This window comes from Tenacibaculum sp. MAR_2010_89 (genome assembly GCF_900105985.1).
GTDB lineage: Bacteria > Bacteroidota > Bacteroidia > Flavobacteriales > Flavobacteriaceae > Polaribacter > Polaribacter halocynthiae.
In genome coordinates this window covers 235,323-259,663 of sequence record NZ_FNUB01000004.1, presented here as the reverse complement: position 1 = coordinate 259,663, position 24,341 = coordinate 235,323, and the positions used below count along the sequence as shown (strand labels likewise).

24 protein-coding genes are annotated in these 24,341 nt (G+C 29.7%); 11 read left to right on the top strand and 13 right to left on the bottom strand.

What is annotated here, in order from left to right:
• Positions 1 to 56: 56 nt before the first annotated feature.
• Entirely contained in the window at positions 57 to 482 is a 426-nt protein-coding gene (locus BLV71_RS02085) for a DUF6265 family protein (RefSeq protein ID WP_093868939.1), read from the bottom strand.
• A gap of 79 nt (positions 483 to 561) precedes the next feature.
• Here BLV71_RS02085 and prfA point away from each other — a divergent pair, with 79 nt between their 5' ends.
• Entirely contained in the window at positions 562 to 1,638 is a 1,077-nt protein-coding gene (gene prfA / locus BLV71_RS02080) for a peptide chain release factor 1 (RefSeq protein ID WP_093868938.1), read from the top strand.
• Between the two features lie 334 nt (positions 1,639 to 1,972).
• Entirely contained in the window at positions 1,973 to 2,161 is a 189-nt protein-coding gene (gene rpsU, locus BLV71_RS02075; protein WP_093868937.1) for a 30S ribosomal protein S21, read from the top strand.
• Between the two features lie 72 nt (positions 2,162 to 2,233).
• On the opposite strand, the gene BLV71_RS02070 is transcribed toward rpsU, so the two are convergent.
• A complete protein-coding gene (locus tag BLV71_RS02070) occupies positions 2,234 to 3,004 on the bottom strand; it encodes a zinc ribbon domain-containing protein (RefSeq protein ID WP_093868936.1) in 771 nt (256 codons plus the stop codon).
• Positions 3,005 to 3,006: 2 nt separating this feature from the next.
• Positions 3,007 to 4,101, bottom strand: a complete 1,095-nt coding sequence (locus tag BLV71_RS02065; protein WP_093868935.1) for a Nif3-like dinuclear metal center hexameric protein — start codon at positions 4,099 to 4,101, stop codon at positions 3,007 to 3,009.
• Positions 4,102 to 4,163: 62 nt separating this feature from the next.
• On the opposite strand from BLV71_RS02065, the gene lpxK reads away from it, so the two are divergent.
• Together lpxK and BLV71_RS02055 are read left to right on the top strand one after the other, a co-directional pair.
• The gene (gene lpxK / locus BLV71_RS02060; RefSeq protein WP_093868934.1) at positions 4,164 to 5,198 is read left to right on the top strand and encodes a tetraacyldisaccharide 4'-kinase; all 1,035 of its coding nucleotides are present in this window, start codon (positions 4,164 to 4,166) and stop codon (positions 5,196 to 5,198) included.
• A 46-nt stretch (positions 5,199 to 5,244) separates the two neighbouring features.
• A complete protein-coding gene (locus BLV71_RS02055; protein WP_093868933.1) occupies positions 5,245 to 5,736 on the top strand; it encodes a thioredoxin family protein in 492 nt (163 codons plus the stop codon).
• Positions 5,737 to 5,760: 24 nt separating this feature from the next.
• Here BLV71_RS02055 and BLV71_RS02050 read toward each other — a convergent pair whose 3' ends face one another.
• From BLV71_RS02050 to BLV71_RS02030, 5 genes are read right to left on the bottom strand one after another with little or no spacing between them, the layout of a single operon-like run.
• Entirely contained in the window at positions 5,761 to 6,828 is a 1,068-nt protein-coding gene (locus BLV71_RS02050) for a mannose-1-phosphate guanylyltransferase (protein WP_093868932.1), read from the bottom strand.
• A 17-nt stretch (positions 6,829 to 6,845) separates the two neighbouring features.
• Positions 6,846 to 7,436 carry a SprT-like domain-containing protein gene (locus BLV71_RS02045; protein WP_093868931.1) on the bottom strand — a complete coding sequence of 197 codons (591 nt, stop codon included), beginning with the start codon at positions 7,434 to 7,436 and terminating at the stop codon, positions 6,846 to 6,848.
• Between the two features lie 47 nt (positions 7,437 to 7,483).
• Entirely contained in the window at positions 7,484 to 8,167 is a 684-nt protein-coding gene (locus tag BLV71_RS02040) for an SDR family NAD(P)-dependent oxidoreductase (protein ID WP_093868930.1), read from the bottom strand.
• Positions 8,160 to 9,269, bottom strand: a complete 1,110-nt coding sequence (locus BLV71_RS02035) for a M48 family metallopeptidase (RefSeq protein WP_093868929.1) — start codon at positions 9,267 to 9,269, stop codon at positions 8,160 to 8,162. The genes BLV71_RS02040 and BLV71_RS02035 overlap by 8 nt, the downstream gene beginning before the upstream one ends.
• Positions 9,270 to 10,241 carry a YjgN family protein gene (locus tag BLV71_RS02030; protein WP_093868928.1) on the bottom strand — a complete coding sequence of 324 codons (972 nt, stop codon included), beginning with the start codon at positions 10,239 to 10,241 and terminating at the stop codon, positions 9,270 to 9,272.
• 136 nt (positions 10,242 to 10,377) lie between these two features.
• Here BLV71_RS02030 and BLV71_RS02025 point away from each other — a divergent pair, with 136 nt between their 5' ends.
• Positions 10,378 to 11,364 (top strand): DUF3179 domain-containing (seleno)protein, encoded by a 987-nt coding sequence (locus tag BLV71_RS02025; protein WP_093868927.1) that lies wholly within the window; start codon positions 10,378 to 10,380, stop codon positions 11,362 to 11,364.
• On the opposite strand, the gene BLV71_RS02020 is transcribed toward BLV71_RS02025, so the two are convergent.
• The 5 genes from BLV71_RS02020 to BLV71_RS02000 form a co-directional block, all read right to left on the bottom strand.
• Positions 11,361 to 12,071, bottom strand: a complete 711-nt coding sequence (locus BLV71_RS02020) for a hypothetical protein (RefSeq protein ID WP_093868926.1) — start codon at positions 12,069 to 12,071, stop codon at positions 11,361 to 11,363. The two genes, BLV71_RS02025 and BLV71_RS02020, sit on opposite strands and share 4 nt — an antisense overlap.
• Positions 12,072 to 12,115: 44 nt before the next feature.
• Positions 12,116 to 12,787 carry a hypothetical protein gene (locus BLV71_RS02015; protein WP_093868925.1) on the bottom strand — a complete coding sequence of 224 codons (672 nt, stop codon included), beginning with the start codon at positions 12,785 to 12,787 and terminating at the stop codon, positions 12,116 to 12,118.
• 89 nt (positions 12,788 to 12,876) lie between these two features.
• Positions 12,877 to 14,358 carry a SusD/RagB family nutrient-binding outer membrane lipoprotein gene (locus BLV71_RS02010; protein ID WP_093868924.1) on the bottom strand — a complete coding sequence of 494 codons (1,482 nt, stop codon included), beginning with the start codon at positions 14,356 to 14,358 and terminating at the stop codon, positions 12,877 to 12,879.
• A gap of 19 nt (positions 14,359 to 14,377) precedes the next feature.
• On the bottom strand, positions 14,378 to 17,521 hold the full coding sequence (locus BLV71_RS02005; protein ID WP_093868923.1) for a SusC/RagA family TonB-linked outer membrane protein: 3,144 nt from the start codon (positions 17,519 to 17,521) through the stop codon (positions 14,378 to 14,380).
• A 146-nt stretch (positions 17,522 to 17,667) separates the two neighbouring features.
• On the bottom strand, positions 17,668 to 19,302 hold the full coding sequence (locus BLV71_RS02000; RefSeq protein ID WP_093868922.1) for a ShlB/FhaC/HecB family hemolysin secretion/activation protein: 1,635 nt from the start codon (positions 19,300 to 19,302) through the stop codon (positions 17,668 to 17,670).
• Between the two features lie 173 nt (positions 19,303 to 19,475).
• Between BLV71_RS02000 and rpsL the strand changes: the two genes are divergently transcribed.
• The 6 genes from rpsL to rplD all read left to right on the top strand — a co-directional run bounded on the left by rpsL (position 19,476) and on the right by rplD (position 24,336).
• Positions 19,476 to 19,850 (top strand): 30S ribosomal protein S12, encoded by a 375-nt coding sequence (gene rpsL / locus BLV71_RS01995; protein ID WP_093868921.1) that lies wholly within the window; start codon positions 19,476 to 19,478, stop codon positions 19,848 to 19,850.
• A 32-nt stretch (positions 19,851 to 19,882) separates the two neighbouring features.
• Positions 19,883 to 20,359, top strand: coding sequence for a 30S ribosomal protein S7 (gene rpsG / locus BLV71_RS01990; RefSeq protein ID WP_093868920.1), 477 nt, complete (start codon positions 19,883 to 19,885; stop codon positions 20,357 to 20,359).
• 5 nt (positions 20,360 to 20,364) lie between these two features.
• Complete coding sequence (gene fusA, locus BLV71_RS01985; protein WP_093868919.1) at positions 20,365 to 22,482, top strand: elongation factor G; 2,118 nt, start codon at positions 20,365 to 20,367, stop codon at positions 22,480 to 22,482.
• A 5-nt stretch (positions 22,483 to 22,487) separates the two neighbouring features.
• Positions 22,488 to 22,793: a 30S ribosomal protein S10 gene (rpsJ, locus tag BLV71_RS01980; protein ID WP_075342599.1), complete on the top strand. Its 306-nt coding sequence runs from the start codon at positions 22,488 to 22,490 to the stop codon at positions 22,791 to 22,793.
• Positions 22,794 to 23,089: 296 nt separating this feature from the next.
• The gene (gene rplC, locus BLV71_RS01975) at positions 23,090 to 23,707 is read left to right on the top strand and encodes a 50S ribosomal protein L3 (protein ID WP_093868918.1); all 618 of its coding nucleotides are present in this window, start codon (positions 23,090 to 23,092) and stop codon (positions 23,705 to 23,707) included.
• Positions 23,707 to 24,336, top strand: coding sequence for a 50S ribosomal protein L4 (gene rplD / locus BLV71_RS01970; protein WP_093868917.1), 630 nt, complete (start codon positions 23,707 to 23,709; stop codon positions 24,334 to 24,336). The genes rplC and rplD overlap by 1 nt, the downstream gene beginning before the upstream one ends.
• Positions 24,337 to 24,341 lie beyond the last annotated feature (5 nt).

Below are 24,341 nucleotides of genomic sequence, written 5' to 3'. Positions count from 1 at the left end.
AGAATGTTAAATAAATATAAATATTTACTTACAGTTAATAAATGAAAATAATGTGATTAATTTAATTTTTTAAATGTAAAATCTATTTTAAAACTATCATTTGAAACTTGAGCATGTAGATTTGAGTTGTTTTTCCAATATTTTATTTTTTTTGGGAATTCATTTAATTTATTTTCACAAATAAATGATGAATCTGTTTGTTGTATGAATTTAAATAGAGTAGGTTTATTGTTAACACCTGTAACTTTAAGATGCAGAGTGTCGTTAATAGTTTCTATAGTTAGAATTTCTTTAAAAATAGTATCTCCTTTTTTTAGTGTAAAGCCTGATCCTTTATAACTTGAGTTCCAGTTTTCATATGTAATTTGATTAGGTTTATCATTTATGCGTTGCCATTTTCCAATAAGAAAAGTAGGTTTTAATGTGTTAGATTTGCAGGAAAGTATAAGAGTAACGCATAAAAAGAGAAAAAGAAATCTCATAATAAGTTTGTTTTAAGTTAGTTGTGTGTTGCTCAAATTTAAAGAAAAATCGTAAATTCGCAATCCAAGAAAAGATATAATGCTAGACAAATTACAGATAGTTAAACAACGCTTTGATGAAGTGTCAGATTTAATCATTCAACCTGACGTGATTTCTGATCAAAAACGTTACGTACAATTAAATAAAGAATATAAAGATTTAGGAAAAGTTGTAAAAAAAGCAAACGAATACGAAGGGCTTGTAAATACAATTGAAGAGGCTAAAGAAATTATAGCTGATGGAAGTGATGCGGAAATGGTAGAAATGGCTAAAATGGAAATGGAAGAGTCTAAAGCTCGTATCCCTGTTTTAGAGGATGAAATCAAGTTCTTATTAATACCTAAAGATCCTGAAGATGGTAAAAACGCTGTAGTAGAATTACGTGCAGGTACTGGTGGTGATGAAGCAAGTATTTTTGCTGGAGATTTATTTAGAATGTATACTAAGTATTGTGAAGGAAGAGGCTGGAAAGTTTCTACTGTAGATTTTTCTGAAGGAACCAATGGAGGGTTTAAAGAAATACAATTTGAAGTTAGTGGAGATGATGTGTATGGAACGTTAAAGTTTGAAGCTGGTGTACATCGTGTACAACGTGTGCCTCAAACGGAAACTCAGGGTAGGGTTCATACTTCGGCAGCTACTTGTATGGTTTTTCCAGAAGCTGAAGAATTTGACGTAGAAATTAATCCTAAAGACGTTCGTATTGACTTTTTCTGTTCATCTGGTCCTGGAGGTCAATCTGTAAATACAACTTATTCAGCTGTTCGTTTAACGCATATTCCAACTGGTTTAGTAGCACAATGTCAAGATCAAAAATCACAACATAAAAATAAAGAGAAAGCTTTTAAAGTATTACGTTCACGTTTGTATGATATGGAGTTAGCTAAGAAACAAGAAGCTGATGCTGCAAAACGTGGGTCAATGGTTACATCTGGTGATCGTTCTGCAAAGATTAGAACATACAACTACCCACAAGGACGTGTAACTGATCATCGTATTGGATTAACATTGTATGATCTACAAAATATTGTAAACGGTGATATTCAAAAAATTATTGATGAATTAATGTTAGCTGAAAATACGTCTAAGCTAAAAGAATTAGGAGAAACAATTTAATATAATATATAGAGCTCAATCGTTTAAGATTGAGCTTTTTTATTTACTGGCATTTATTTGTTTACTCATTAAATAAGTTATAAATTTGTACCTTCATTTTTGTTCTATCCTTAAAGGGGAAATATCTGAGATTTTAAAAACACTTTTTTAAGTGTTTAATCAAAACTTCAAAGTTACTTTTTATTAAGTTTTTCTTTTTTTTAATAGAATTATTTAACCTGTAAAGGTTAGGTATTTTCATGCTAAAAGTATTCAATATAAAATAGGTTTACTTATAGTATGTAAAATGAAGTTTAAATAGAGAGTAATTTAAGAATATTAAATATAATAATATATGTTAAAAATTATAGTAAAAGAAGGTGAGAACATAGATAGAGCCTTAAAACGTTACAAGCGTAAGTATAGAGACGTTAAAATTTTACAACAATTAAGAAATAGAAAACAATACGATAAGCCATCTGTAATTAGACGTGCTGAAGTTAAGAAAGCAGCTTATAAAGAGCAACTATTCAAAGAAGATTAGTATTTGTTTTTTAGAATAATAAAAAAGCTCAATCTATAGATTGAGCTTTTTTGTGTTTATATAAGTAGCTTTTTATGAAAATAAGCTATCAATTTTTTCACGTTCTTCAGCAGCTAAAGCAGAATCAACTAAAATACGACCACTATGCTCATCTATCGTAATTTTTTTACGATTAGCAATCTCTAATTGAATTTGAGGTGGAATAGTAAAGAAAGATCCTCCAGCAGCACCACGTTCAATAGAAACAACAGCTAATCCGTTTTTTACTTTATTACGAATTCTTGAATAAGCATTTAATAAATGAGTATCTATAGATTCAGAATACTCTTTAGATTTGTCTTTTAATAATTGCTCCTCTTTTTCTGTTTCTTTTAAAATGGCATCAAGTTCATTTTTCTTGTGAGTTAAATGATTTTCTTGCTGAGTTAATTTGTCTTTTGTACCTGCAATTACCTCATTTTTCTGAGCTATTTTAGCTTTGTACTCTTTAATTCTTTTTTCTGATAATTGAATTTCTAATTCTTGATATTCAACTTCTTTTGTTAAAGAATCAAATTCACGATTGTTACGAACATTCTTTTGTTGTTCTTCGTACTTCTTTATAAGAGCTTTAGATTCAGTAATAGCTAACTTTTTACTATTAATATCAGATTCTAAACTAGCTAAATCGCTTGATAAATTAGAAAGTCTGGTATTTAATCCGGCAACTTCATCTTCTAAATCTTCAACTTCTAAAGGTAATTCACCACGAACATTTCTGATTTCATCTATTCTAGAGTCAATTAGCTGTAAATCATATAACGCTCTTAATTTTTCTTCTACCGTTACTTCTTTTTTTGCCATCTTTATATATAGTATATTGGATTTGTACTTTCTTCGCTTAAAATAATTGCAAAAGTACTAAATTTTTTGCTAAGATAATCAACCAAAATATTTTTTGTAAACTGCTCACTTTCATAATGACCAACATCAGCTAGTAAAATATTTTTTTCAGCCTTAAAAAATTCATGGTATTTAAAATCTGAACTAATATATGCATCTGCTTTGGCCTTTATAGCATTATTAATTGCAAAACTACCTGAACCTCCTAATACAGCTACTTTTTTTATTGATTTATTTAATAATTCTGAATGACGAACACAATCAGTTTTAAATGTTTTTTTAACAAATCGAAGAAACTCATTTTCATTCATTTCAGAAGAAAACTCTCCAATCATTCCCATTCCAACATGTTGATTTTTATTATTAAGTGTTATTATTTCGTAAGCCACTTCTTCGTAAGGATGGTTATTAAATAAAGTATTTAATATTTTTCCTTCTAAATAACTATCATAGGTTATTGAAATACATGTTTCTTCTTCAAAAGTTAATTCTCCTTTTTTACCAATTTTAGGATTTGAACTTTCATTTCCTTTAAAACTACTTTTTCCATCCATACTAAAGGAGCAATTATCATAATTACCAATAGTACCCGCTCCAACATTAAATAATTGTTCTCGAAGAGAGTTAGCATTATTAATAGGTACGTATGTAGTTAGTTTTTTAATAGTTCCTTTTTTAGGAATTAATGTTTTAATGTTTTGTAATCCTAAGACTTCACACATTTTAGCAGAAACTCCATTTTGAACATTATCTAAAGCCGTATGTGTAGCGTAAATAGCAATGTTGTTTTGAATAGCTTTTAATACAACTCGTTCAACATAGTTGTTTCCATTTAATTTTTTTAGGCCACTGAATATTATAGGATGAAAACTTATGATTAGATTACATTTTTTGGCTATTGCTTCATCAATAGTTTTTTCTAGAGTGTCTAAAGTTACTAAAACACCTTTAACTTTTGTTGAGTAACTACCTATAAGAAGTCCTACATTATCAAAATCTTCTGCATAAGAAAGAGGTGCTAATTGTTCAATATAATTTGTAATATCTCTTATTTGCATAGTTAAGTTTTACAAGTTTTAATTCAATATCAAAGTTAAGATTTTTAATTACTTTCGTTGTAATGAAAGTAATCCGTTTTTTATTATTTCCAATAGCCGTTATATATGATATTGTTACGAGTATTCGTAATATATTGTTTGATAAAAATTTTTATAAAGAAAAATCTTTTGCTTTTCCACTAATTGCTGTAGGTAATTTAAGTGTTGGAGGAACGGGAAAATCTCCTCAAATAGAATATTTAATACGTTTATTAAGTAAAAACTATAAGCTAGCTACATTAAGTAGGGGATATAAAAGAAAAACAAAAGGGTTTCAAATTGTAACTTCAAAACATTTAGCAGAAGATGTAGGTGATGAACCATTACAATTTTATAAGAAGTTTAATGATAAGATTACTGTAGCTGTTGATGCAAATAGAGTTAATGGTATCCAGGAGTTGATAAAGCAAACAAATAAGCCAGAAGTTATATTATTAGATGATGCTTTTCAGCATAGAAAAGTTAAGGCAAGTTTATATGTGTTATTAACTAAGTATGAAGATTTATATGTAAATGATTACATTTTGCCAACTGGAAATTTAAGAGAAAGTAGGAGAGGAGCTAAAAGAGCAGATATTATAATTGTAACTAAATGTCCAGATGATTTATCAGATAAAGAGCAAAAAGATATAATTAAGAAAATTAATCCAGAAAGTTATCAAGAGCTGTTTTTTACAACAATTTCATATGATACAAAGTTGTATGGGAACCAAAATATACTTATTGATAAGTTAATAGGAGAAGAAATTATCGTGGTTACTGGAATTGCAAATCCAGCCCCTTTCTTACAATTTTTAAAATCTAAAAATATAAAAGTTAGACATTTGAAATTTCCAGATCATCATCACTTTACTAAAGGTGATATTGAAAAAATAAAGTTGGAATACAATAATATTGTATCCTTAGGGAAAGTAATACTTACAACTGAAAAAGATTTTGTTAGATTAGAAAATAGGGTAGATAATCTATTCTATTTACCAATAGAAAGTTCATTTTTAACAAATAAACAAAAGTTTGATACTATAATTGAGGGGCATGTAACAACTATGCTCAATTAATAATGGTATTATTTTTGATATTTTGGAATAGGTAAAATAAATATAGATGAAAAAAATAATAACCTTTTTAGTTTTGTTATTTGCAGTTAACATTGTTTTTTCACAAAATAAAGCAATTACTGATGAGTCAAATAAACAGATTAAAGTTACTTGGGAAACATCTTATGAGGAAGCTTTAAAAAAGTCGAAAAAAGAGAAAAAACCTGTGTTAATCTATTTCACAGGATCTGATTGGTGTGGACCTTGCATAAAATTAGATAGAGAATTATTTCATACTAGTAAATTTGTAGAGTATGCCAATGAAAATATGATTCTATACATGGCTAATTTTCCAAGAAATAAGGATTTAGTTACTAAAGAAGTTGCTGTTGTAAACAAAAGACTAAGTAAAAAATATAAAAATTCTTTTCCTATGGTATTGTTAATAGATAAAAGGGAAAAGGTTTTAGGAGAAAAAAGAGGAAGCTATATGACTGAATATTATTATCCTTTTTTTGAAGCTGTTATAAAAAAACATTATAAAAAAAATCCGAAGTAGTAGCTTCGGATTTTTTATTATTTTTTAGTTGTTAAATGTCTCTTTTGCTTGTGCGGCAATTTGTTTTATTTCTTGTTCATCATCTTTTGGGCATATTAAAAGTACATCATCTTTTTCAACTACTATAAAATTTGATAATCCTTGGATAATAACTTTTTTACCATTTTGAGTTCTTACCATATTACCACTTGAATCTCTAAAAATAGTTTTAGCTCCTACAATAGCATTTTTTTGCTCATCTTTAGGTAGTTTATTGTAAAGTGAACCCCAAGTTCCAAGATCATTCCATCCAAAGTTAACGGGCAAGACATGTACGTTTTTAGCACGCTCCATTACTCCAAAATCAATAGAAATATTTTCACATGATTTATAGTTATTGTTTATAAAGTCATCTTCAAAGTCAGTATTATATACATTATTTCCATCATCTAAAGTAGCAACCATTTCAGGTAAAAATTCACTAAAGGCTTTTAAAATACTTTTTGTTGACCAAACAAATATTCCAGCATTCCATAAATAATCACCACTTGCTAAAAACTCTTTAGCTTTATCTAAGTTTGGTTTTTCAGTGAAGTTTTTTACTTTTTTTATACTAGATTCATGCTCTTCGAATTGTATATATCCATAGCCAGTATTTGGAGAGTCTGGTTGGATTCCAAGGGTCATCAAAATATCTTGTTTTTCACAAGCATTAAATGAAGTTTTAATATTGTTTAAAAATTCATTTTCATTTTCAATCCAATGATCAGAAGGTGCTACTAGCATTACTGCATTTGGATTTTGTTGATGTATTTTTAATGCAGAATATAAAATGCATGGAGCTGTATTTCGCATGGTAGGTTCTAATAGTAACTGCTTGCTTTTTACTTTAGGTAATTGATCTAAAACTAATGATTCATAGCGTTTATTTGTTGCTATTAAAATATTGTCTGAAGGGATTAGTTGATTTATTCGACTAAAAGTTTTCTGAATCAAAGATTCCCCTGTTCCTAACATATCATGAAATTGTTTAGGATATTGTTGTGTGCTTACTGGCCAAAATCTTGACCCAACACCACCTGCCATGATAACTGCGTAATAATTATTGCTCATAATTTGTATTGTATTAACTACTGAATAAGTAGAACTTCTGCATTTTGATTAAAAAGGTATACACGTTTATTGGTTAAGTTCAAACATTCATATCGTGTTCTACGCTTGTTGCCTCTTTTATATAGCCTGTTTTTAAATTGAAAAACATTTCCATTAGGAACTTCAAAGATAAAAATCTTTCCTGGTTCTGCTTTACCATTACGCAAAGCTAATGATAAATTTACATCTGTATCTGTACTAGCTTTCGGGTTTTTTAAATAATTAGCTAAATAAGGAAGTATTTGAGTAGGGTAAATCTCAGGTTCTAAGAAGGGAAGCATTAAATGTTGAAAAACAGTTTTCCATTCTTTACCATGAGGTTGTACCCTTCCAAATTTTTGGTGTGTAACATGATGGGCAATCTCATGAATTAACGTTAATAAAAACTGATAATGATTCAAGTTGTTATTTACTGTTATTAGCATTCTTCCATCAGGCATACGACGAAAGTCGCCATGCTTTGTTTGTCGTTGACTAACTATTTTTAGGTTTACTTGATGTTTGTTTATCAAATATTCAACCAAAGGGATAGCTTTTTTAGGTATGTATTTAATTAAAGTTTCTTTCAATTTATTCTATACAATTGCTTTATTATCTTCAATATATTAAAGTTTTTCTATGGAGTAGAACTAGAAACTTGTAATACTTTTCCATTGTAGTACTTATTTCCAGTTAATGAGAATTCAAAAATATAATCAGCCATTTCTTTAGCTGAAAGAGGAGCTTCATACCCAGGGAATGCTTCTTCAAGCATTTCAGTTTGTACTGCTCCTAGCGCTAAAACATTAAAAGCTATTTGTTGGTTTTTATACTCTTCTGCTAATAATTCAGATAAAGTAATAACAGCTCCTTTTGCAGAACTGTATGCTGCAAGACCAGGAAATTTCATACTTCCTTGTATTCCTCCCATACTACTTACGGTAATTACGTGACTCCCTTTTTTCATAAAAGGTATTGCTTTTTTTGTTAGTTCGGCAACAGCAAAAACATTTACCTTGTAAACTTCCTTAAAATCTTCAGTAGATAACTCTGAAAAAGGTTTATTTATTAGTTTTCCAGCATTATTAATTAAAATATCAACTCTAGTCCAGTTGTTTTTTATAAAGGCTTCAGCTTTTACCAAATCTTCATTAGAAGACAAGTCAACAGAAATAGTTGTAATGTTTTTATGATTTAAAGAATCAAGTGATTTTGTATTTCTTGATAAAGCCAAAACATTATGACCTTGATTAGCAAATTGTTTAGCCAGTTCATAACCTATTCCTCTACTTGTTCCAGTAATAATTATGTTCTTACTCATTTATAGTATTAGTATTTGTTTTTGAAATTAGTTGTTTTAAATTATTCCATCTATCTTTTAGAATTAGATTTCTCTTAAAGGAAGATTGTTTTTCTGCTATTTTTTTTGTGTATAGTATCCTGTCTCTAAGAGCGGGATGATTGTTTAAGTATTTTGGTATTTCAATCTCATTTTCTTTTTTTAGAATTTGAAATAACTCTGGCATTCCAGATAAGTTTAAATTATTTTTTTGCATAATTTCCATACTATATATATCAGCTTCATTTTCTAAGTTACGAGAATATGACAATTGAGAAAATAAATGCGCATTCTTTGTTAAAACAGCGGAAATACTATTAAAATCATTAAATATAATAGAGAGAAATACTTTTCCGGACAAATTTCTGCTTAAATTTTTTAGTACATGTCTGTTTTCTATATGAGAAATCTCATGACCTATTAAAGCAGTTAACTGGTGTTCATTCTCTATTTTATTAAGTAGTGAAGAGTAAATCACTATTTTTCCACCAGAAAGAGCATAAGCATTCAATTCTTTATTATTTACTACATACGCCTTTATTGGAAAGGTAGTATTTACATTCATATCATTAATGAAAAGTTGTAATTTATTTGACTTTTCTTTATCAATATCTAAATCTTTCAATAGTACATTAAAAGTGTAATTACCAAATTCAATTATTTGTGTTTTATTTAATTTTGAAACAAAATTTATAGCTACAGTTGGAATAACATAAAAATATATAGTGAAGAGTATCGTAAAAACTGCTAAAAGCAGGCTTATTATAGATCTCTTTTTGTGTTTATGTAAAAAAGTATTAACTCTATTATTTAAATTTTTGTGATTACTTTTATTTAGGTACTCTATAAAATTATTGTCTGAGCTTTCTATTTTTTGAAAAGGAAAGGTATTGCCATAAGTAAAAGAAATTAATCCTTTTGTGTGAACCTCTGACTTTTTGATATTCTGAATATTCCATGAAATTTGTATAGGGTTGTTTTCTTTTTTTTTGAAAGAAATTTTCCAAGCTAAGGAGCTTGGTGAAATATAAGCTTCATGTGTTTGAGATGACTTCCCATCAAAATAGTTTACTTTAAAAGGCATTTATAGTAAATCTAAATCTAAAAAATCTAATAAGTCATCTCCAGATGCATCATCATAATCATCATAAGATGTTTGTTGTATAACATTAGTATTTAAACCTTCTTCAATTTCTAAAAAACGGAAAATAAAATTAAATGTTCTAATAGTAACCCATGGTGTTGCTATTCCTAAAGTTAACACAATCAATAAAAAATTAACTATCATTAATTCAAAAATATCACCAGGTTTAATATTTAACTTGAAATTTACTTTTTTTCCATCTTGTGTTACTTCTGTATTCTCAGCATAAAAAGTCCATAGATTTTTTAAATACCAAAAAGAATATATACCTAATGTAAGATAAAATAAAAGAATAAATTTTAAGTTAATCCAAAACAAAGTTTCTCCTTTACCTTTGAAATCAAAAGATAAGTTTCCAAATCGTAAATGACTCAGAATATATTTTCTAATTTCAATTTGAAACCAAGCTCCATAAATCCCAAAAGTTAAGATAGTTAGAATCATTCCTGTAATAAACTTCCAAAAGAGTTCCATTCTTTTACCTAAATATTTAAAATGAATACCCTTCCAAGAACTTCTAGATGAGCGATAACGTATAGCACCATGAATAGCGAATGGAATGATAAGAATGAAAAATAAATAAAATATAGCAACAGTTAAAATAGTTGTAATTTGATTTCCAGATTGTAAACCATAAATTAAAGTTCCGTATAATAGAATAAAAATTATATATATTTTAACGAATCCTCTAAAAACCTCATTACCAGTACCATGAAAAGTAAAACGAGACTCATCTAATTCTGTAGATTGATAATGATATTTTAAAATTTCAACTTTAGCCCATGGATAGTATAGACCTAAGGTAAAAAGTGTTAATAATATATTTTTAAAAAAAATAATGGCAAATTCAACTCCACTACCAAAATATTTAAAGCTTTTTTTTTCAGTTTTTAAACTAGAAATAATCTCCATTGTAATTTTTAATTTGTTTTAAATCAAAAATGCAATTTTATTTTAGAGTGTGCAAATATTATAAAATTCACATTTTTAAATATTTTATGTAATTATTTACTATCTTTTTAGACTATACAAGAAACCTTATAAAGTTATGAAGTATATATTTTTGCTTTTTATTTTCGCCTTTATGTTTTCATGCTCAGATGGTATTGATAAGAATATAGATGATAATGTAAATGAAGATAAATGGCTTGTAGACGAAACCTATATAAAAGAAGGAGCTCCGTTTGCTTTTATAGATAACCCTAGTTTCAAGAAAGTAAATGAAATTGAAAATGTATCTGATGATGATCTTGTAATAATGTTTAATTATAAAGGGAGGGTTAAGGTTTTTCCTTATGTTTATTTAAATTATTCTGAAGTTGTAAATGATAAAATAGATGATTTAGAATACATAGCTAGTTATTGTCCACAAACAAAAAGTGGTATTTGTTTTAATAAAGTTATAGGTGGTAAAAGTTTGAACATGTTTGCCTCAGGTTTTTTATTTAAAGATAATTTGGTTTTAACATCACAAGAGGAAGATGTTTTTTGGTCGCAAATGTTACTTACTGGTATTAAAGGGAGTCAAAAATATATGGAGATAAATGATTTATTTTCAATAGAAACAACTTGGAAAACCATTAAAGACTATTTTCCTATGGCTCAAGTGTATTATCATAATTTACTTAGTAGAGGAGAAGTGAATAAGTACAATAGTGTAAAGAAAGCTAAGTCAACTAAGTTTTTTGGTATTGTTAATGGTGGAATTGAAAATTCGGTTGAAGTTTTTCCTTATTCTAGCTTTAGTAAGTTAAAGTTAAATAAGTTAATAGTTAATGGAAGACAAACTATTGTAATAGGTGATGAAAGTAAAAATATTTTCACTTCATTTTATGAACCTACTGGAGAAAATTTAGAACTGGATACTAGTTTTCCTTTAGTATTGAAAGATAATAAAGGAAATAGATGGAATATATTTGGTGAAGCTATTGAAGGACCTAAAAAAGGCACAAAATTAGCTTCACCTAGTTTTTTTCATGCTGAACTATGGGCATGGAATTTTTTCTATAAAAATAATGTTACTATGCATAACTAAAATAATGAATTATAATAATTAATTATTTTAACAATATCCCCTTCTTCTTTATATGTTAATTTGTTTTTTTTGATATAAATTTTTACTTGATCTTTTTTTTCGGTAATTAATTTAGTAACATTAGATTTTTTTAATTTAATTTTTTCTAATTTTTTATTTTGAATGTAACTATAGTAATTAACTATTTTAACATATTCAGCAGGTTTTACTTGTTGATTTGTCATTTTGTTAATGATAGGTTTTTTTAATTTCCCTGAATATTTCTTTAATAAGCTAATTTTACCATCAGTTATTTTTTCATAAAATTGCTCATTAATATTTATAAAAAATCTATTTTCTACATTAATACTTTCTACATTTTGATAAATGTAAACGCTGTCTCTTGAAATTTTTGATAAAAAAGCTTTTTCATCCAAATCATAATTCATGTTATTGATTTGATATTTTTTTCCAGTCTTAGAAGTAATTGTTGAATTGTTTTTCCAAGTATTAAATAAATAAAAAGACCCTTTAACGCCTTTAAATTGATCATTTTTATTAAAGGCTCTAGCATCATTACGTTGAAAAGTACCTCCAAGTGTTTGAGTATTAAAGTTAACTTTCATTTTAGGAGCTTCACTTGAGTTAGTTGGCCAAAAAGTTCTCTTTCCTTGTGAATACAATTGATTTGTAATAATAATTACAAAAAATAAAATTATTTTTTTCATATCAGATTTTGTTGGTTATAGTTTTTCTTTTTGAGTTAATTTTTTTAAAAGTTGTTTAGTAGCTTGTTGTAATATTGTAATATTTTAATTACGTCATTCTCTTTTTTGTAAGACAATTTATTTGTTTTAGAGTATTTCTTTATTTCTTCTTTTTTAGAAGAAAGTAATTTAAGAATACTTGATTTCTTTAGTTTTATTTTTTTTATAGTATTGTTTTGCCTTGAATATAAAGTTTCAACTTTGATGTATTGGGGTTTCTTAACTATTTGATTTGTCATTTTATTTATAACAGCTTTTTTATACTTACCAGTATACTCTTTTAATAGTTGAAGTTTACCATTAACTAATATTTCATAAAATGTACCATCAATATTTTCAAACAAAGACAATGGAGTTTTAACGTTTTTAAGATTATTGAAAATGTATATACTATCATTGCTAATTTTTGCAACGAATTGCTTATTTTCTATATCATAATTTAAGTTATCAATTTTCAGTTTTTTGTTTGAAAAAGAAGTTAATGTTGATAGATTATTCCAAGCTTTAAACAAATATATAGAGCCTTTCATATTATCATTAAAATTATTTCCCGAATTTAAATTTAAGTTTTGAAATGTTCCTCCAATTTTTTGAGGATTAAAATTCATTCCATCAACTTGAGAGTTTACTAATAATGTTATAAAAGATAAACAAAGAAAGAATATTAACTTTTTCATAGTAAGGTGTTTGGGTTTAGGTAAATATAAAAAAAAACTACCTTTAAATTAATAAAGGTAGTCTTAAAAATTATATAATTTTTATACTTTTATTTATCCCACCATAATTTAGTGAATAAACCATCAGCACCTTGTGCAGCAACTGCAGCATCATAACTAGCTTTGTTTTGACTAGGCTCAGTTGAAGGATATGCATGTCTTGTAGGAATTTGATTAGTTCCATTTAAAGCATCAACAGCAGCTGTTAATACAGGGAAATCTAATCTTCTCCATTCAGCCCAAGCTTCATAAGGTTGGTAGAATAAAGAAATCCATTTTTGCTCAGCAATTTGATTCATATCAGTTGCAGCGTTATAAGCAACACCAGCAACACCTAAATAAGTTGTTGCATCAGCAGCTGAAACTCCCCATTGTTCTAAAGAAGCTTTAACTCCAGCTTCATAATAAGACTGAACAGTTCCAGAAATCCAGTTTAACTTGGCAGCTTCTGCTTTGTTAAATGAAACCTGAGCAAATGTGAATATAGGTAAAGATTTTGTTCCATTTTTGATTAAATCATCGTTCATGAAAGACACATCAGCATTAGGAACAGATCCTGCTCCTGCCCATCCGTAACGTAAACCAACATAGTTTCCTGAAGAAGCAGCTGGAGCACCGAATTTAGGTAAACGAGGATCGTTTAAAGCTTGTAATCTGTTAACTAAAACATCACTTAAACATTCGTCAGTTCTACCAGAATCAACATAATCATCTTGGTAAGGGTTGTCATACTGGTCATCAGCTATACAAGCAAACATTATGTTTTCACTTGAAGATGTAATTGCACCAGCCATAGCTTGATTAAACATTGTAGCTGCGTAATCACCTGCATTAGGATAAACTTTAGCTAAACGAATAGCCATGTTCATTTTTAAAGTATTAGCAAACTTTTTCCATTTAGCCATGTCTCCTCCGAAAAAACTATCTCCAGAAGGACCTGCACCACCATCAATTTGAGCAAGAGCTTCGTCTATTTCTTTAAATAAATCTTTATAAATAAACTCTTGAGTATCATATTTTGGATTAGGAGTATTTACACCACCTAAAGCTTCAGTATATGGTAACATTCCCCATCTGTCAGTCATCCATTGGAAGTAGTAAGCTTTTAAAATTCTTGCTACAGCTATTTGGTTGTTGTTAGACCCATAAGCAGCCATTTCAGCAGGACTATTTGTATTAGCATCTATAATTGTTTTAAGAGCTAAAACAGGTTTGTTATAAATCCCTACATTTCCTTGTTGTCCAGTACCACTACCATTAATATTCCAACCAAAGTTGATTGTTTGATATCTAGACTCCTCAGTATATTGAGTCTGTGATAAATGTTGAACGTATAATGAAGGTGTAGCAGTTCCTGATAAACTCAAGGCACCTACTAATTTTGCTTGACTTGCAGTAAGTAAAGATGATGGTATAACCGCAGAAGGATTATTTAAGTTGTCATCAGTATTACCAAAGTCGTATGATTCACAGCTGTAGCCAACTACCAAAAAGGTAGCTAATGCTAAAGCTCTATATACATTTTTTCTCATTTTTTCTTAAAATTTTTAATTAAAATTTAACTTTAATATTCATACCAAATGTTCTACTACTTGGTAACTGTCCACCTTCTTCCCATCTTAAACCTGCATTGTTTACATTTTCAATCTCAGAAGGATCAACACCATCAACACTAGAATAAATTAACCATAAGTTGTTAGCGTAAGCATTAACTGTAATAGTTTCTATTGGAGTGTTTTCAAATATTTTCTTTGGGAAAGTATATCCTAAAGATAATTGTCTTAACTTAACGTAAGAAGCATCATAGATCCATCTTTCATGTAAAGCAAATAATCTTTTCCAATAAGTTTGGCTATCTACGAAGTAAGAAGCTGCACTTCCTGAAGTAGCGTCAACACCTTCTACTAAAACACCACCAGTTGTATTAGATACATTATTAGCATTTATTGAAGTTCCTGATGCAACAGCACCACTAGCATCTACTAATGGGTCTCTTACTGGGTTACCCTTAGCATTGTCTCCAACTGTAGCGATACCTAAACCAGCATAGTTGTTAAACATTTGAGTAACTGAGAAGTATTTTCCACCTTTTTGGAAATCAAGACTAAAAGATAAGTTAATTCCTTTATAGTTAAATGAGTTTGTTAAACCTCCAGTAAAATCAGGTAATAAGTTACCTAAATATTGGTTTTGATCAAATTGAATACTACCAGTACTACTTAATAGCATGTTTCCGTTAGCATCTCTTCTTATTTTTCTACCGTAAATAGCACCATATTCTTCACCTACTCTAGCTTCTATAGTTAAACCTCTCCATGAAGTATCAATTACGTCAGTTGTAATTGCCTCACCAGTTGTAGGGTTAACGTATAATTCATCAACTTGTCTTTTTAATGTTGCAAAGTTTAATCCAACATCCCAAGTAAAGTTTTCGTTTTTAATAGGAGTACCATTTATAGCAACCTCTATACCATTAGAAGAAAATTTTCCAGAGTTTACTGTAGATGCATTAAATCCTGTAGCTCCTGATAAAGGAATATCAATAGGTAAGTTAATATCTTTTCTATCAAAATATGTAATGTCTAAACCTAATCTGTTTCTGAAGAATTTTAATTCAGTACCAATTTCAAACTCTTGTCTTATACCTCCTTGAATACCAGCATTAGCTTGGGTAGCTGAAGGGAAAAATGGTACAACACCATTTAAAGAATTTCCAGTTTGGAATACGTTTTTAGTAGCATTGATGTTAGGGAAACTTGGAGCTTCAGCATAACCAACACGTAATTTACCAAAGCTTAACTCTTCTAAGTTAATTACTTTGTTAAATAAGAAACTTAAAGAACCTCCATAAGTTAATACTCTATTATCATTAGGGTTTGCAGTTGAGTTCCAGTCAGATCTTACTGTACCATCTAAGAATAACATATCATTATATCCAAGAGAAGCAGTTGCAAATAAACCTCTATTCTTTCTATTCCACTCTCTATTTGTATAAGTAGGTCTGTCTTTAGAAGAAGCTACTGTATATACACCAGGAATAGTTAAACCTCCACTAGTAGCACCGTCAATATATCTATCTTGCCATTGTCTTAATTCAGTACCAACAGAAGCAGTTAAATCTAAATTATCTGTAAGATCTTTGTTATAAGTTGCCATTGCAAAAAATTCAGTTGAACTAATTGTACGGTCTCTTTCAGTAAAAGATGTTTGGTTTAATCCTCCAAAAGCAACTCTTGCATCAGATTTGTAAGTGTTTACAGTTCTTCTGATTTCAGTGTTTAATGTAATGTTATCAGTAATTTTATAGTTAATACCTACGTTACCATAAACAGCATTTTTAGTTTGGTTCTTAATATTTTGATCAGTTTCAAAATATGGAGAATCCCAATATAAAGGGTTAACATTAGAAGTACTTCTAATATTCCATGTGTAAAATTTACCTCCTTGGAAATATGAATCTCTTAATCTGTTCATATCCAATTGTCTTTGGAACCATTGGTTAAAGTTAGAAGCAATACTTCCATAACCACCAGTAGGGTCATTTAAAGTAGTTCTGTATTGGTAGTTGATGTTTGTGTAAACTTCAAGTTTGTCTGATACATCAAAACTAGCACTAGCACTTACTTGCTTTAAATTTCTTTTAGAATTAGGTAAAACACCTTCAATGTCAACATTTCTTAATATAGTTTTAACACTATAACCGTCTCCTCCTTTAGAAAAAGATAAAGTAGTATTATTTGTAATACCAGTGTTAAAGAAGTTTCTTACGTTATCTGGGTTAGCAGACCAAGGTCTTAAGTTACCAAATTCAGAAGAACCAGGTATCCAACTATCCCAATGTCTAACCATTCTTCCGTCTAATTTAGGACCCCAAGATTCATCAGCTGCATAGTTAGGTATGTTTTGACCATTTAAAGTTGAAAAAGTTTGAGAATATCCACCACCATATTCATTTTGATATTCTGGTAAGATGTATACATTTGAAACTTGTAAAGCTTGGTCAATAACGAAAGATGTTTTTCCGTTTTTAGCTCTTTTAGTAGTAATTACAACAACCCCATTTTTACCAATAGGACCATATAATGCAGTAGCACCACTACCTTTAAGAACGTTAAGACTTTCAACATCATCAACATTAATATCTCCAGAATTGTCGATTTTTACACCATCAACAACATAAAGTAAATCACTTTCACCTCTTAAACGAATTAAAGCGTTTCCAAATCCAGAACTTGGAGCACCTAACATTTGTACACCGGCAACTTTACCAGCGATAGAGTTGTTAATGTCTACTTCTCTAGTTTGAGTAAGTTGTTCACCTTTTACAGTTTGTTGAGCAAAACCTAAACTTTTTGCTTCTCTCTTAATACCTAATGCTGTAACTACTACTTCGTTTAACACGTTATCATTTTCTAGTGTTACGTTAATAGTACTTGAAGCACCTACAATTTTTTCAGTAGTTTTCATACCAACAAAACTATAAACAAGAATATCCCCTTCTTTAGCTTTGATTGAGTATTTACCGTCAAAATCTGTTTCAGTACCTTGGGTAGACCCTTTTTTAAGTACAGACACCCCAGGTAAAGGTCCAGATTCATCGGAAACAGTACCTGAAATTGTTTTTTCTTGTGCAAAAGAAATTTGCACAACCAACGCTAATAGTAGCGTTAAAATTCCATTAAACTTTGTTTTCATTGCGTAATTGTTTGAATTAATTGCGTCAAAAGTCTTAAATAAAACTTAAAAAAACAACTAAATTGTTAACTAATTATTAAATAAGTTAACGAATTGTGAAATTTATTAATGCTATCGGGGCTTTGTGAGGTTTTTTTTAAAGATTATTAAAAATAATTAGATAATTTTAATGAAAGAAAAGAATTGTTGAGATTAAAGCTATTGTTATTTGATTTTCCTATAGAATATTCAATGTTTATTAAAGTGTTTTTCAATAGCTGTTTATAGCCTATTCCTAAGCTTGTTAAGTGATTGGTTTTGTTGTTTATATTTTTTAAGTAAGCATAGTCAAATAAGATGTACAATTGTGAGTTTTTTGATGTAATGTAACGGTATTCTGTATTTATGAATGTGTATTTTTTTGTAAAAAAACTTTGCTCATTAAATCCTCTTACACTATTAGCTCCTCCAATTCTAAATAATTCGTTGATCAAATATTTCTTTGATTCTAAGTAACCAATTTCATTTTTTATATATAGAGAATTGCGATTGTTTAGTGTAAAGCTTTTTTCTATTTCTGATTTAATTTTTAATTGTTTATGTGTTTGTTTGTTTGAGCTTCTGTTTCCGAATAAAGGAGTTACTTTAAATAGGAGATGTTTATCAGTGAATAAAGTTTTATTGTTTTTGATATTGTAAATGTATGACATGCCTATAAAGTAATTTGAATAGTCATTAATGTCAGGTGAATTTTGTAATTGCAATGTGTTAGTAGAGTTGGTTGAACTGTAGGTAATTGCCACGGTTGATTTATGGTTTATTGTATATGCTATTTTTGAGTTGAATTTAGAATTTAAAAATGTAGAATCTTGTTTGTGTAGTTTAAATGATATACTTGGAGTTAGTGGAGTGTTAAATATATAAGGTAACTCAGAAAATAATTCTATAGATTCATTTTGTTTGTTGAATGATTTCCATGAGATCTTAAAAGTCTCTCCTGAGTTTAATGTATTGTTTAGTAGTAGGTTAATGTGTCCATTTAGTTTAAAACCTTTTTTTTCTCCTTCAGATGTAAAGTTTATGATACCATCAAAATTACTCTTACTTTCTTTTTTTAGGTATAAAAATAGAATGGTTGAGTCCTTACTGAATAATAATTCTGGTTTTTTTATAGATTTAATGAAGTTTATTGATTTAAGTTTATCATCTATTTTTGATAATTTCTCTTTGCTTATTGTTGTTTTGTTATTAATGTTAAGGTAGTTTTTTATGTATGTATTTGGGAAACTGGTGTAGCCTTTAATAACGGTTTTGTCAATAAAACGTTTTTTTAGAAATGTGGTTTTTACATTAGCAAATAAAGTATCTCCCTTTAAATGTATGCTGTCAAGTTTTATCGAAGAAAAAGAATTTCCAAGATTGTCAAGTTCTTTTGTTTCATTTAGTAAAAACTCTTTTAGCTCTTTTGTTTTTATAAAGATGTTTTTATTCTTATAGTGAAGAGCAACTGTGTTTGTTTTATTGTTAAGCTTAAATAGGTAATTGAATTTTTTATTTTTAATATTTAAATGATAGTTGTGATTGAAATATCCAATTGATTTTAAGTTGTTAGAAATTTTACTGATTTCTTGGAGTAGATTTTTTTTTGATAAGTGCTTTTGTTTAAACTTAATTTTTTTTAACACTTTATCTTCAATAGAATCTTTTGAAAATACATTTAAATTAAATTCTTGAGCAGATGTTGTTTCAAAGAAAATAAACAGAAAAGTGAATAGAATATATGTTCTTGTGTGTCTTTTCAATGTAAAGTTTTTTTAGCTAAAGTACATTTAATATTAAGTATTTAAGGAAATACTGGGTTGTTGTTTAAAAATAACTGGCTGATATTTGAATAATTAGAAATTAATCGTACATTTGCGCACTCTTAGAAATTAAGAGAAATTTTAGTACAAACGAAAAATAGTAATTAATTAGTATGCCAACTATTCAACAATTAGTTCGTAAAGGAAGAACCAAAATAACTAAGAAGAGTAAATCGGCTGCTTTATCGGCATGTCCTCAAAGACGTGGAGTTTGTACGCGTGTTTACACTACCACACCAAAAAAACCTAACTCAGCAATGCGTAAAGTAGCGCGTGTTAGATTAACAAATGGTAATGAAATCAATGCGTATATCCCAGGAGAAGGACATAACCTACAAGAGCACTCGATAGTATTAGTTAGAGGTGGAAGGGTAAAAGATTTGCCAGGTGTTAAGTATCACATTGTTCGTGGAGCATTAGATACAGCTGGAGTTGAGGGAAGAACTCAACGAAGATCAAAATACGGAGCAAAACGCCCAAAAAAGTAAATTTAAGATAGTAACTTTTTTAATGTAAAGACATGAGGAAAAGAAGAGCTAAAAAAAGAGTTTTATTACCAGATCCAAGGTTTAACGACCAGTTAGTAACACGTTTTGTGAATAACTTAATGTGGGATGGTAAGAAATCTGTAGCATTCAAAGTTTTTTACGATGCAATTGATATCGTAAATGAAAAGAAAACTGACGAGGAGAAGTCAGCTTTAGAAATTTGGAAAGATGGTTTGTCAAATGTGATGCCACACGTAGAAGTTCGTTCTCGTCGTGTAGGTGGAGCTACATTCCAGATTCCTATGCAAATTCGTCCAGACCGTAAAGTATCTATGGCTATTAAATGGATGGTTTCTTATGCGCGTAAGCGTAATGAAAAAACTATGGCACAACGTTTAGCTTCTGAGATTTTAGCAGCTGCTAAAGAAGAAGGTGCTGCAGTTAAAAAACGTACTGATACTCACAAAATGGCTGAGGCAAACAAAGCGTTCTCACACTTCAGATTTTAATAGAAATGGCTAGAGATTTAAAATATACTAGAAATATTGGTATTGCTGCGCATATTGATGCAGGTAAGACTACTACGACTGAGCGTGTATTATATTATACAGGTGTTAGTCATAAGATAGGTGAGGTACATGATGGTGCTGCAACTATGGACTGGATGGAGCAAGAGCAAGAAAGAGGTATTACAATTACTTCTGCTGCTACCACTTGTGAGTGGAAGTTCCCAGTTGAAAATGGAGAGCCTACAAAAGATACTAAAGGATATCACTTTAATATAATTGATACTCCTGGTCACGTTGATTTTACAGTAGAGGTAAACCGTTCATTAAGAGTTCTTGATGGATTAGTTTTCTTATTTAGTGCGGTTGATGGTGTTGAGCCTCAATCTGAAACTAACTGGAGATTAGCAGATAACTATAAAGTTCCACGTATTGGATTCGTTAATAAAATGGATCGTCAAGGTGCTAATTTTATGGCTGTTTGTCAACAAGTAAAAGACATGTTAAAGTCTAATGCTGTGCCAATTGTAATGAATATTGGAGATGAGGCAGATTTTAAAGGTATAGTAGATTTAGTAAAGAACCGTGCTATTGTATGGCATGATGCTACTCAAGGATCTACTTTTGATATTGTTGATATTCCAGAAGAATTAAAAGAAGAAGCTTCAGAATTACGTGGTAAACTTATTGAAGAAGTTGCTGCTTATGATGAAAATCTTTTAGAAAAATATATGGAAGATGAAGACTCTATTACTGAAGAAGAAGTGCATGCTGCTCTTCGTGCTGCTGTAATGGATATGTCAATCATTCCTATGATTTGTGGATCAGCGTTTAAAAATAAAGGTGTTCAGTTCTTATTAGATGCTGTATGTCGTTATTTACCTTCTCCATTAGATAAAGATGCTATTGTTGGAACTAATCCTGATAATGGTGAAGAGCTTACTCGTAAGCCAGATGTAAAAGAGCCTTTTGCTGCTTTAGCATTTAAAATTGCTACTGATCCTTTCGTAGGACGTTTAGCTTTCTTTAGATCTTACTCTGGTCGTTTAGATGCTGGGTCTTATGTTTTAAATAACCGTTCAGGGAAAAAAGAACGTATTTCTCGTATCTATCAAATGCATGCTAATAAGCAAAATGCAATCGATTTTATCGAAGCAGGTGATATTGGTGCTGCTGTAGGATTTAAATCAATTAAAACTGGTGATACTTTATCAGATGAAAAACACCCTATAGTGTTAGAGTCTATGGATTTTCCAGATCCAGTAATTGGTATTGCTGTTGAACCTAAAACTAAAGCGGATGTTGATAAATTAGGTATGTCTTTAGCTAAGTTAGCAGAAGAAGATCCTACTTTTACCGTTAGAACTGATGAAGCGTCAGGGCAAACTATTATCTCAGGAATGGGAGAGTTACACCTTGATATCATTGTTGATCGTTTAAAGCGTGAGTTTAAAGTAGAGGTTAACGAAGGTCAACCTCAAGTAGAGTACAAAGAAGCTATTACTGCAGTTGCTGATCATAGAGAAGTTTATAAAAAACAATCTGGTGGACGTGGTAAATTTGCTGATATTGTATTTACTATGGAACCTGCAGATGAAGGTGTTCAAGGGTTGCAATTTGAATCTATAATTAAAGGTGGTAACGTTCCTAAGGAATTTGTACCGTCAGTAGAAAAAGGATTCAAAGAAGCAATGAAGAATGGTCCTTTAGCTGGTTACGAAATGGATTCTATGAAAGTTACTTTAAAAGATGGATCTTTCCACCCTGTGGATTCTGATCAGTTATCTTTTGAATTGGCTGCAAAAATGGGATATAAAGCTGCTGCAAAAGCTGCAAGAGCTAAAATCATGGAGCCATTAATGAAATTAGAAGTATTGACTCCTGAAGAAAACATGGGAGATATTGTAGGAGATTTAAATAGAAGACGTGGTCAAGTGTCTGACATGAGTGATCGTGCAGGTTCAAAAGTTGTTAAAGCTTTAGTTCCATTATCAGAAATGTTTGGTTATGTTACAGCATTAAGAACAATGTCTTCGGGTAGAGCAACTTCAACTATGGAATTTTCTCATTATGCAGAAACTCCAAATAATATTTCAGAAGAAGTAATTGCAAACGCAAAAGGTTAATTAAGATGAGTCAAAAAATTAGAATAAAATTAAAATCTTACGATTATAATTTAGTAGATAAGTCTGCTGAGAAAATCGTAAAGACAGTGAAAAGTACTGGAGCGGTTGTAAATGGACCAATTCCATTACCAACTCATAAAAAGATTTTTACAGTATTACGTTCACCACACGTAAATAAAAAATCAAGAGAACAATTTCAATTATCTGCTTACAAGCGTTTGTTAGATATTTATAGTTCTTCTTCAAAAACTATTGATGCTTTAATGAAACTTGAGTTACCAAGTGGAGTAGAAGTTGAGATTAAAGTATAAGTAAATCAATAACTTTCGGTTTAATTTTGTTAAGCCGAAAGTTTTTTTTACTTTTGCACACCGAAATTTAAGTATTTCGATATTTTTTCTATTTGTTTTAATAGAAAAAAGACATGTCCTGAGGGTTTCGCAAGGGAAAAACGGTAAAACACAAAATAGTTAGAGCTAAAAGTGTTTTCGCTCTTTTTTTTTACGTAAAACTTGAAAGTAATGTCAAACTGAAACATTTGTTTCAAACAATTTATATTAATAGACGCGCTGGATAAAATAAATCTATCGTCTGAAAATTAACAAATATGTCTGGGTTAATAGGAAGAAAAGTAGGAATGACCAGCTTATTCGATGAGAACGGGAAAAATATTCCTTGTACTGTAATCGAAGCAGGTCCTTGCGTCGTTACCCAAGTCAGAACCGAAGAGGTTGACGGCTATAACGCGTTACAACTTGGTTTCGATGACAAAAAAGCAAAAAGCTCAAATAAAGCTTTAGATGGTCACTTTAAAAAAGCTGGCACAACTGCTAAAAGAAAAGTCATTGAATTTCAAGGATTCGAAGGAGAGTACAAATTAGGAGATTCAGTTACTGTTGAGTATTTTGCAGAAGGAGAGTTTGTAGATGTATCAGGAGTTTCAAAAGGTAAAGGTTTTCAAGGTGTTGTAAAACGTCATGGATTTGCTGGAGTTGGACAAGCAACTCACGGTCAGCACAACCGTTTAAGAGCGCCAGGTTCTATTGGTGCTGCTTCATACCCTGCAAGAGTATTTAAAGGAATGCGCATGGCAGGACGTATGGGAGGAGATAATGTAAAAGTTCAAAATTTAAGAGTATTGAAAGTGGTTCCAGAAAAGAACCTTATCGTTGTTAAAGGAGCAATTCCAGGACACAAGAACTCTTACGTAACTATTGAGAAATAATGAAAGTAGCAGTATTAGATATTACAGGAAAAGATACTGGTAGAAAAGTTGAACTTTCTAGCGAAGTATTCGGAATTGAACCAAACGATCACGCGATTTATTTAGATGTTAAACAGTACTTGGCTAACCAAAGACAAGGTACTCATAAGTCTAAAGAAAGAGCTGAAATAGCAGGTAGTACAAGAAAGATTAAAAAACAAAAAGGAACTGGTACTGCAAGAGCAGGATCTATCAAGTCTGGTGTTTTTAGAGGTGGAGGACGTATGTTCGGACCAAGACCAAGAAACTATTCTTTCAAATTAAATAAAAACTTAAAGCGTTTAGCTCGCAAATCAGCTTTAAGTATTCAAGCAAAAGATAATAATTTAGTAGTTGTTGAAGATTTCAATTTTGAAGCTCCAAGAACTAAAGAATTTATTAATGTATTAAAAGCTTTAGAATTAGATTCAAAGAAATCTTTATTTGTTTTAACTGAAGAAAGTAAAAATGTTTACTTATCATCAAGAAACTTAAAAAAGTCTAAAGTTGTAAATGCTACAGGTATTAATACTTACAATGTTTTAAACGCAAGTAAAGTAGTTATAGCTGAAAGCTCATTAGAAGGAATTGAATCTAATTTAAGTAAATAGGGAAG

Coding starts and splice junctions, on each gene's coding strand:
- rplC (WP_093868918.1), top strand. CDS start 23,090: ATGTCTGGGTTAATAGGAAGAAAAGTAGGAATGACCAGCTTATTCGAT.
- rplD (WP_093868917.1), top strand. CDS start 23,707: ATGAAAGTAGCAGTATTAGATATTACAGGAAAAGATACTGGTAGAAAA.
- rpsG (WP_093868920.1), top strand. CDS start 19,883: ATGAGGAAAAGAAGAGCTAAAAAAAGAGTTTTATTACCAGATCCAAGG.
- BLV71_RS02050 (WP_093868932.1), bottom strand. CDS start 6,828: ATGAGCAATAATTATTACGCAGTTATCATGGCAGGTGGTGTTGGGTCA.
- BLV71_RS02005 (WP_093868923.1), bottom strand. CDS start 17,521: ATGAAAACAAAGTTTAATGGAATTTTAACGCTACTATTAGCGTTGGTT.
- rpsU (WP_093868937.1), top strand. CDS start 1,973: ATGTTAAAAATTATAGTAAAAGAAGGTGAGAACATAGATAGAGCCTTA.
- lpxK (WP_093868934.1), top strand. CDS start 4,164: ATGAAAGTAATCCGTTTTTTATTATTTCCAATAGCCGTTATATATGAT.
- BLV71_RS02065 (WP_093868935.1), bottom strand. CDS start 4,101: ATGCAAATAAGAGATATTACAAATTATATTGAACAATTAGCACCTCTT.
- BLV71_RS02035 (WP_093868929.1), bottom strand. CDS start 9,269: ATGCCTTTTAAAGTAAACTATTTTGATGGGAAGTCATCTCAAACACAT.
- fusA (WP_093868919.1), top strand. CDS start 20,365: ATGGCTAGAGATTTAAAATATACTAGAAATATTGGTATTGCTGCGCAT.
- BLV71_RS02030 (WP_093868928.1), bottom strand. CDS start 10,241: ATGGAGATTATTTCTAGTTTAAAAACTGAAAAAAAAAGCTTTAAATAT.
- BLV71_RS02010 (WP_093868924.1), bottom strand. CDS start 14,358: ATGAGAAAAAATGTATATAGAGCTTTAGCATTAGCTACCTTTTTGGTA.
- rpsJ (WP_075342599.1), top strand. CDS start 22,488: ATGAGTCAAAAAATTAGAATAAAATTAAAATCTTACGATTATAATTTA.
- BLV71_RS02015 (WP_093868925.1), bottom strand. CDS start 12,787: ATGAAAAAGTTAATATTCTTTCTTTGTTTATCTTTTATAACATTATTA.
- BLV71_RS02025 (WP_093868927.1), top strand. CDS start 10,378: ATGAAGTATATATTTTTGCTTTTTATTTTCGCCTTTATGTTTTCATGC.
- BLV71_RS02040 (WP_093868930.1), bottom strand. CDS start 8,167: ATGAGTAAGAACATAATTATTACTGGAACAAGTAGAGGAATAGGTTAT.
- BLV71_RS02070 (WP_093868936.1), bottom strand. CDS start 3,004: ATGGCAAAAAAAGAAGTAACGGTAGAAGAAAAATTAAGAGCGTTATAT.
- BLV71_RS02085 (WP_093868939.1), bottom strand. CDS start 482: ATGAGATTTCTTTTTCTCTTTTTATGCGTTACTCTTATACTTTCCTGC.
- BLV71_RS02055 (WP_093868933.1), top strand. CDS start 5,245: ATGAAAAAAATAATAACCTTTTTAGTTTTGTTATTTGCAGTTAACATT.
- BLV71_RS02020 (WP_093868926.1), bottom strand. CDS start 12,071: ATGAAAAAAATAATTTTATTTTTTGTAATTATTATTACAAATCAATTG.
- prfA (WP_093868938.1), top strand. CDS start 562: ATGCTAGACAAATTACAGATAGTTAAACAACGCTTTGATGAAGTGTCA.
- rpsL (WP_093868921.1), top strand. CDS start 19,476: ATGCCAACTATTCAACAATTAGTTCGTAAAGGAAGAACCAAAATAACT.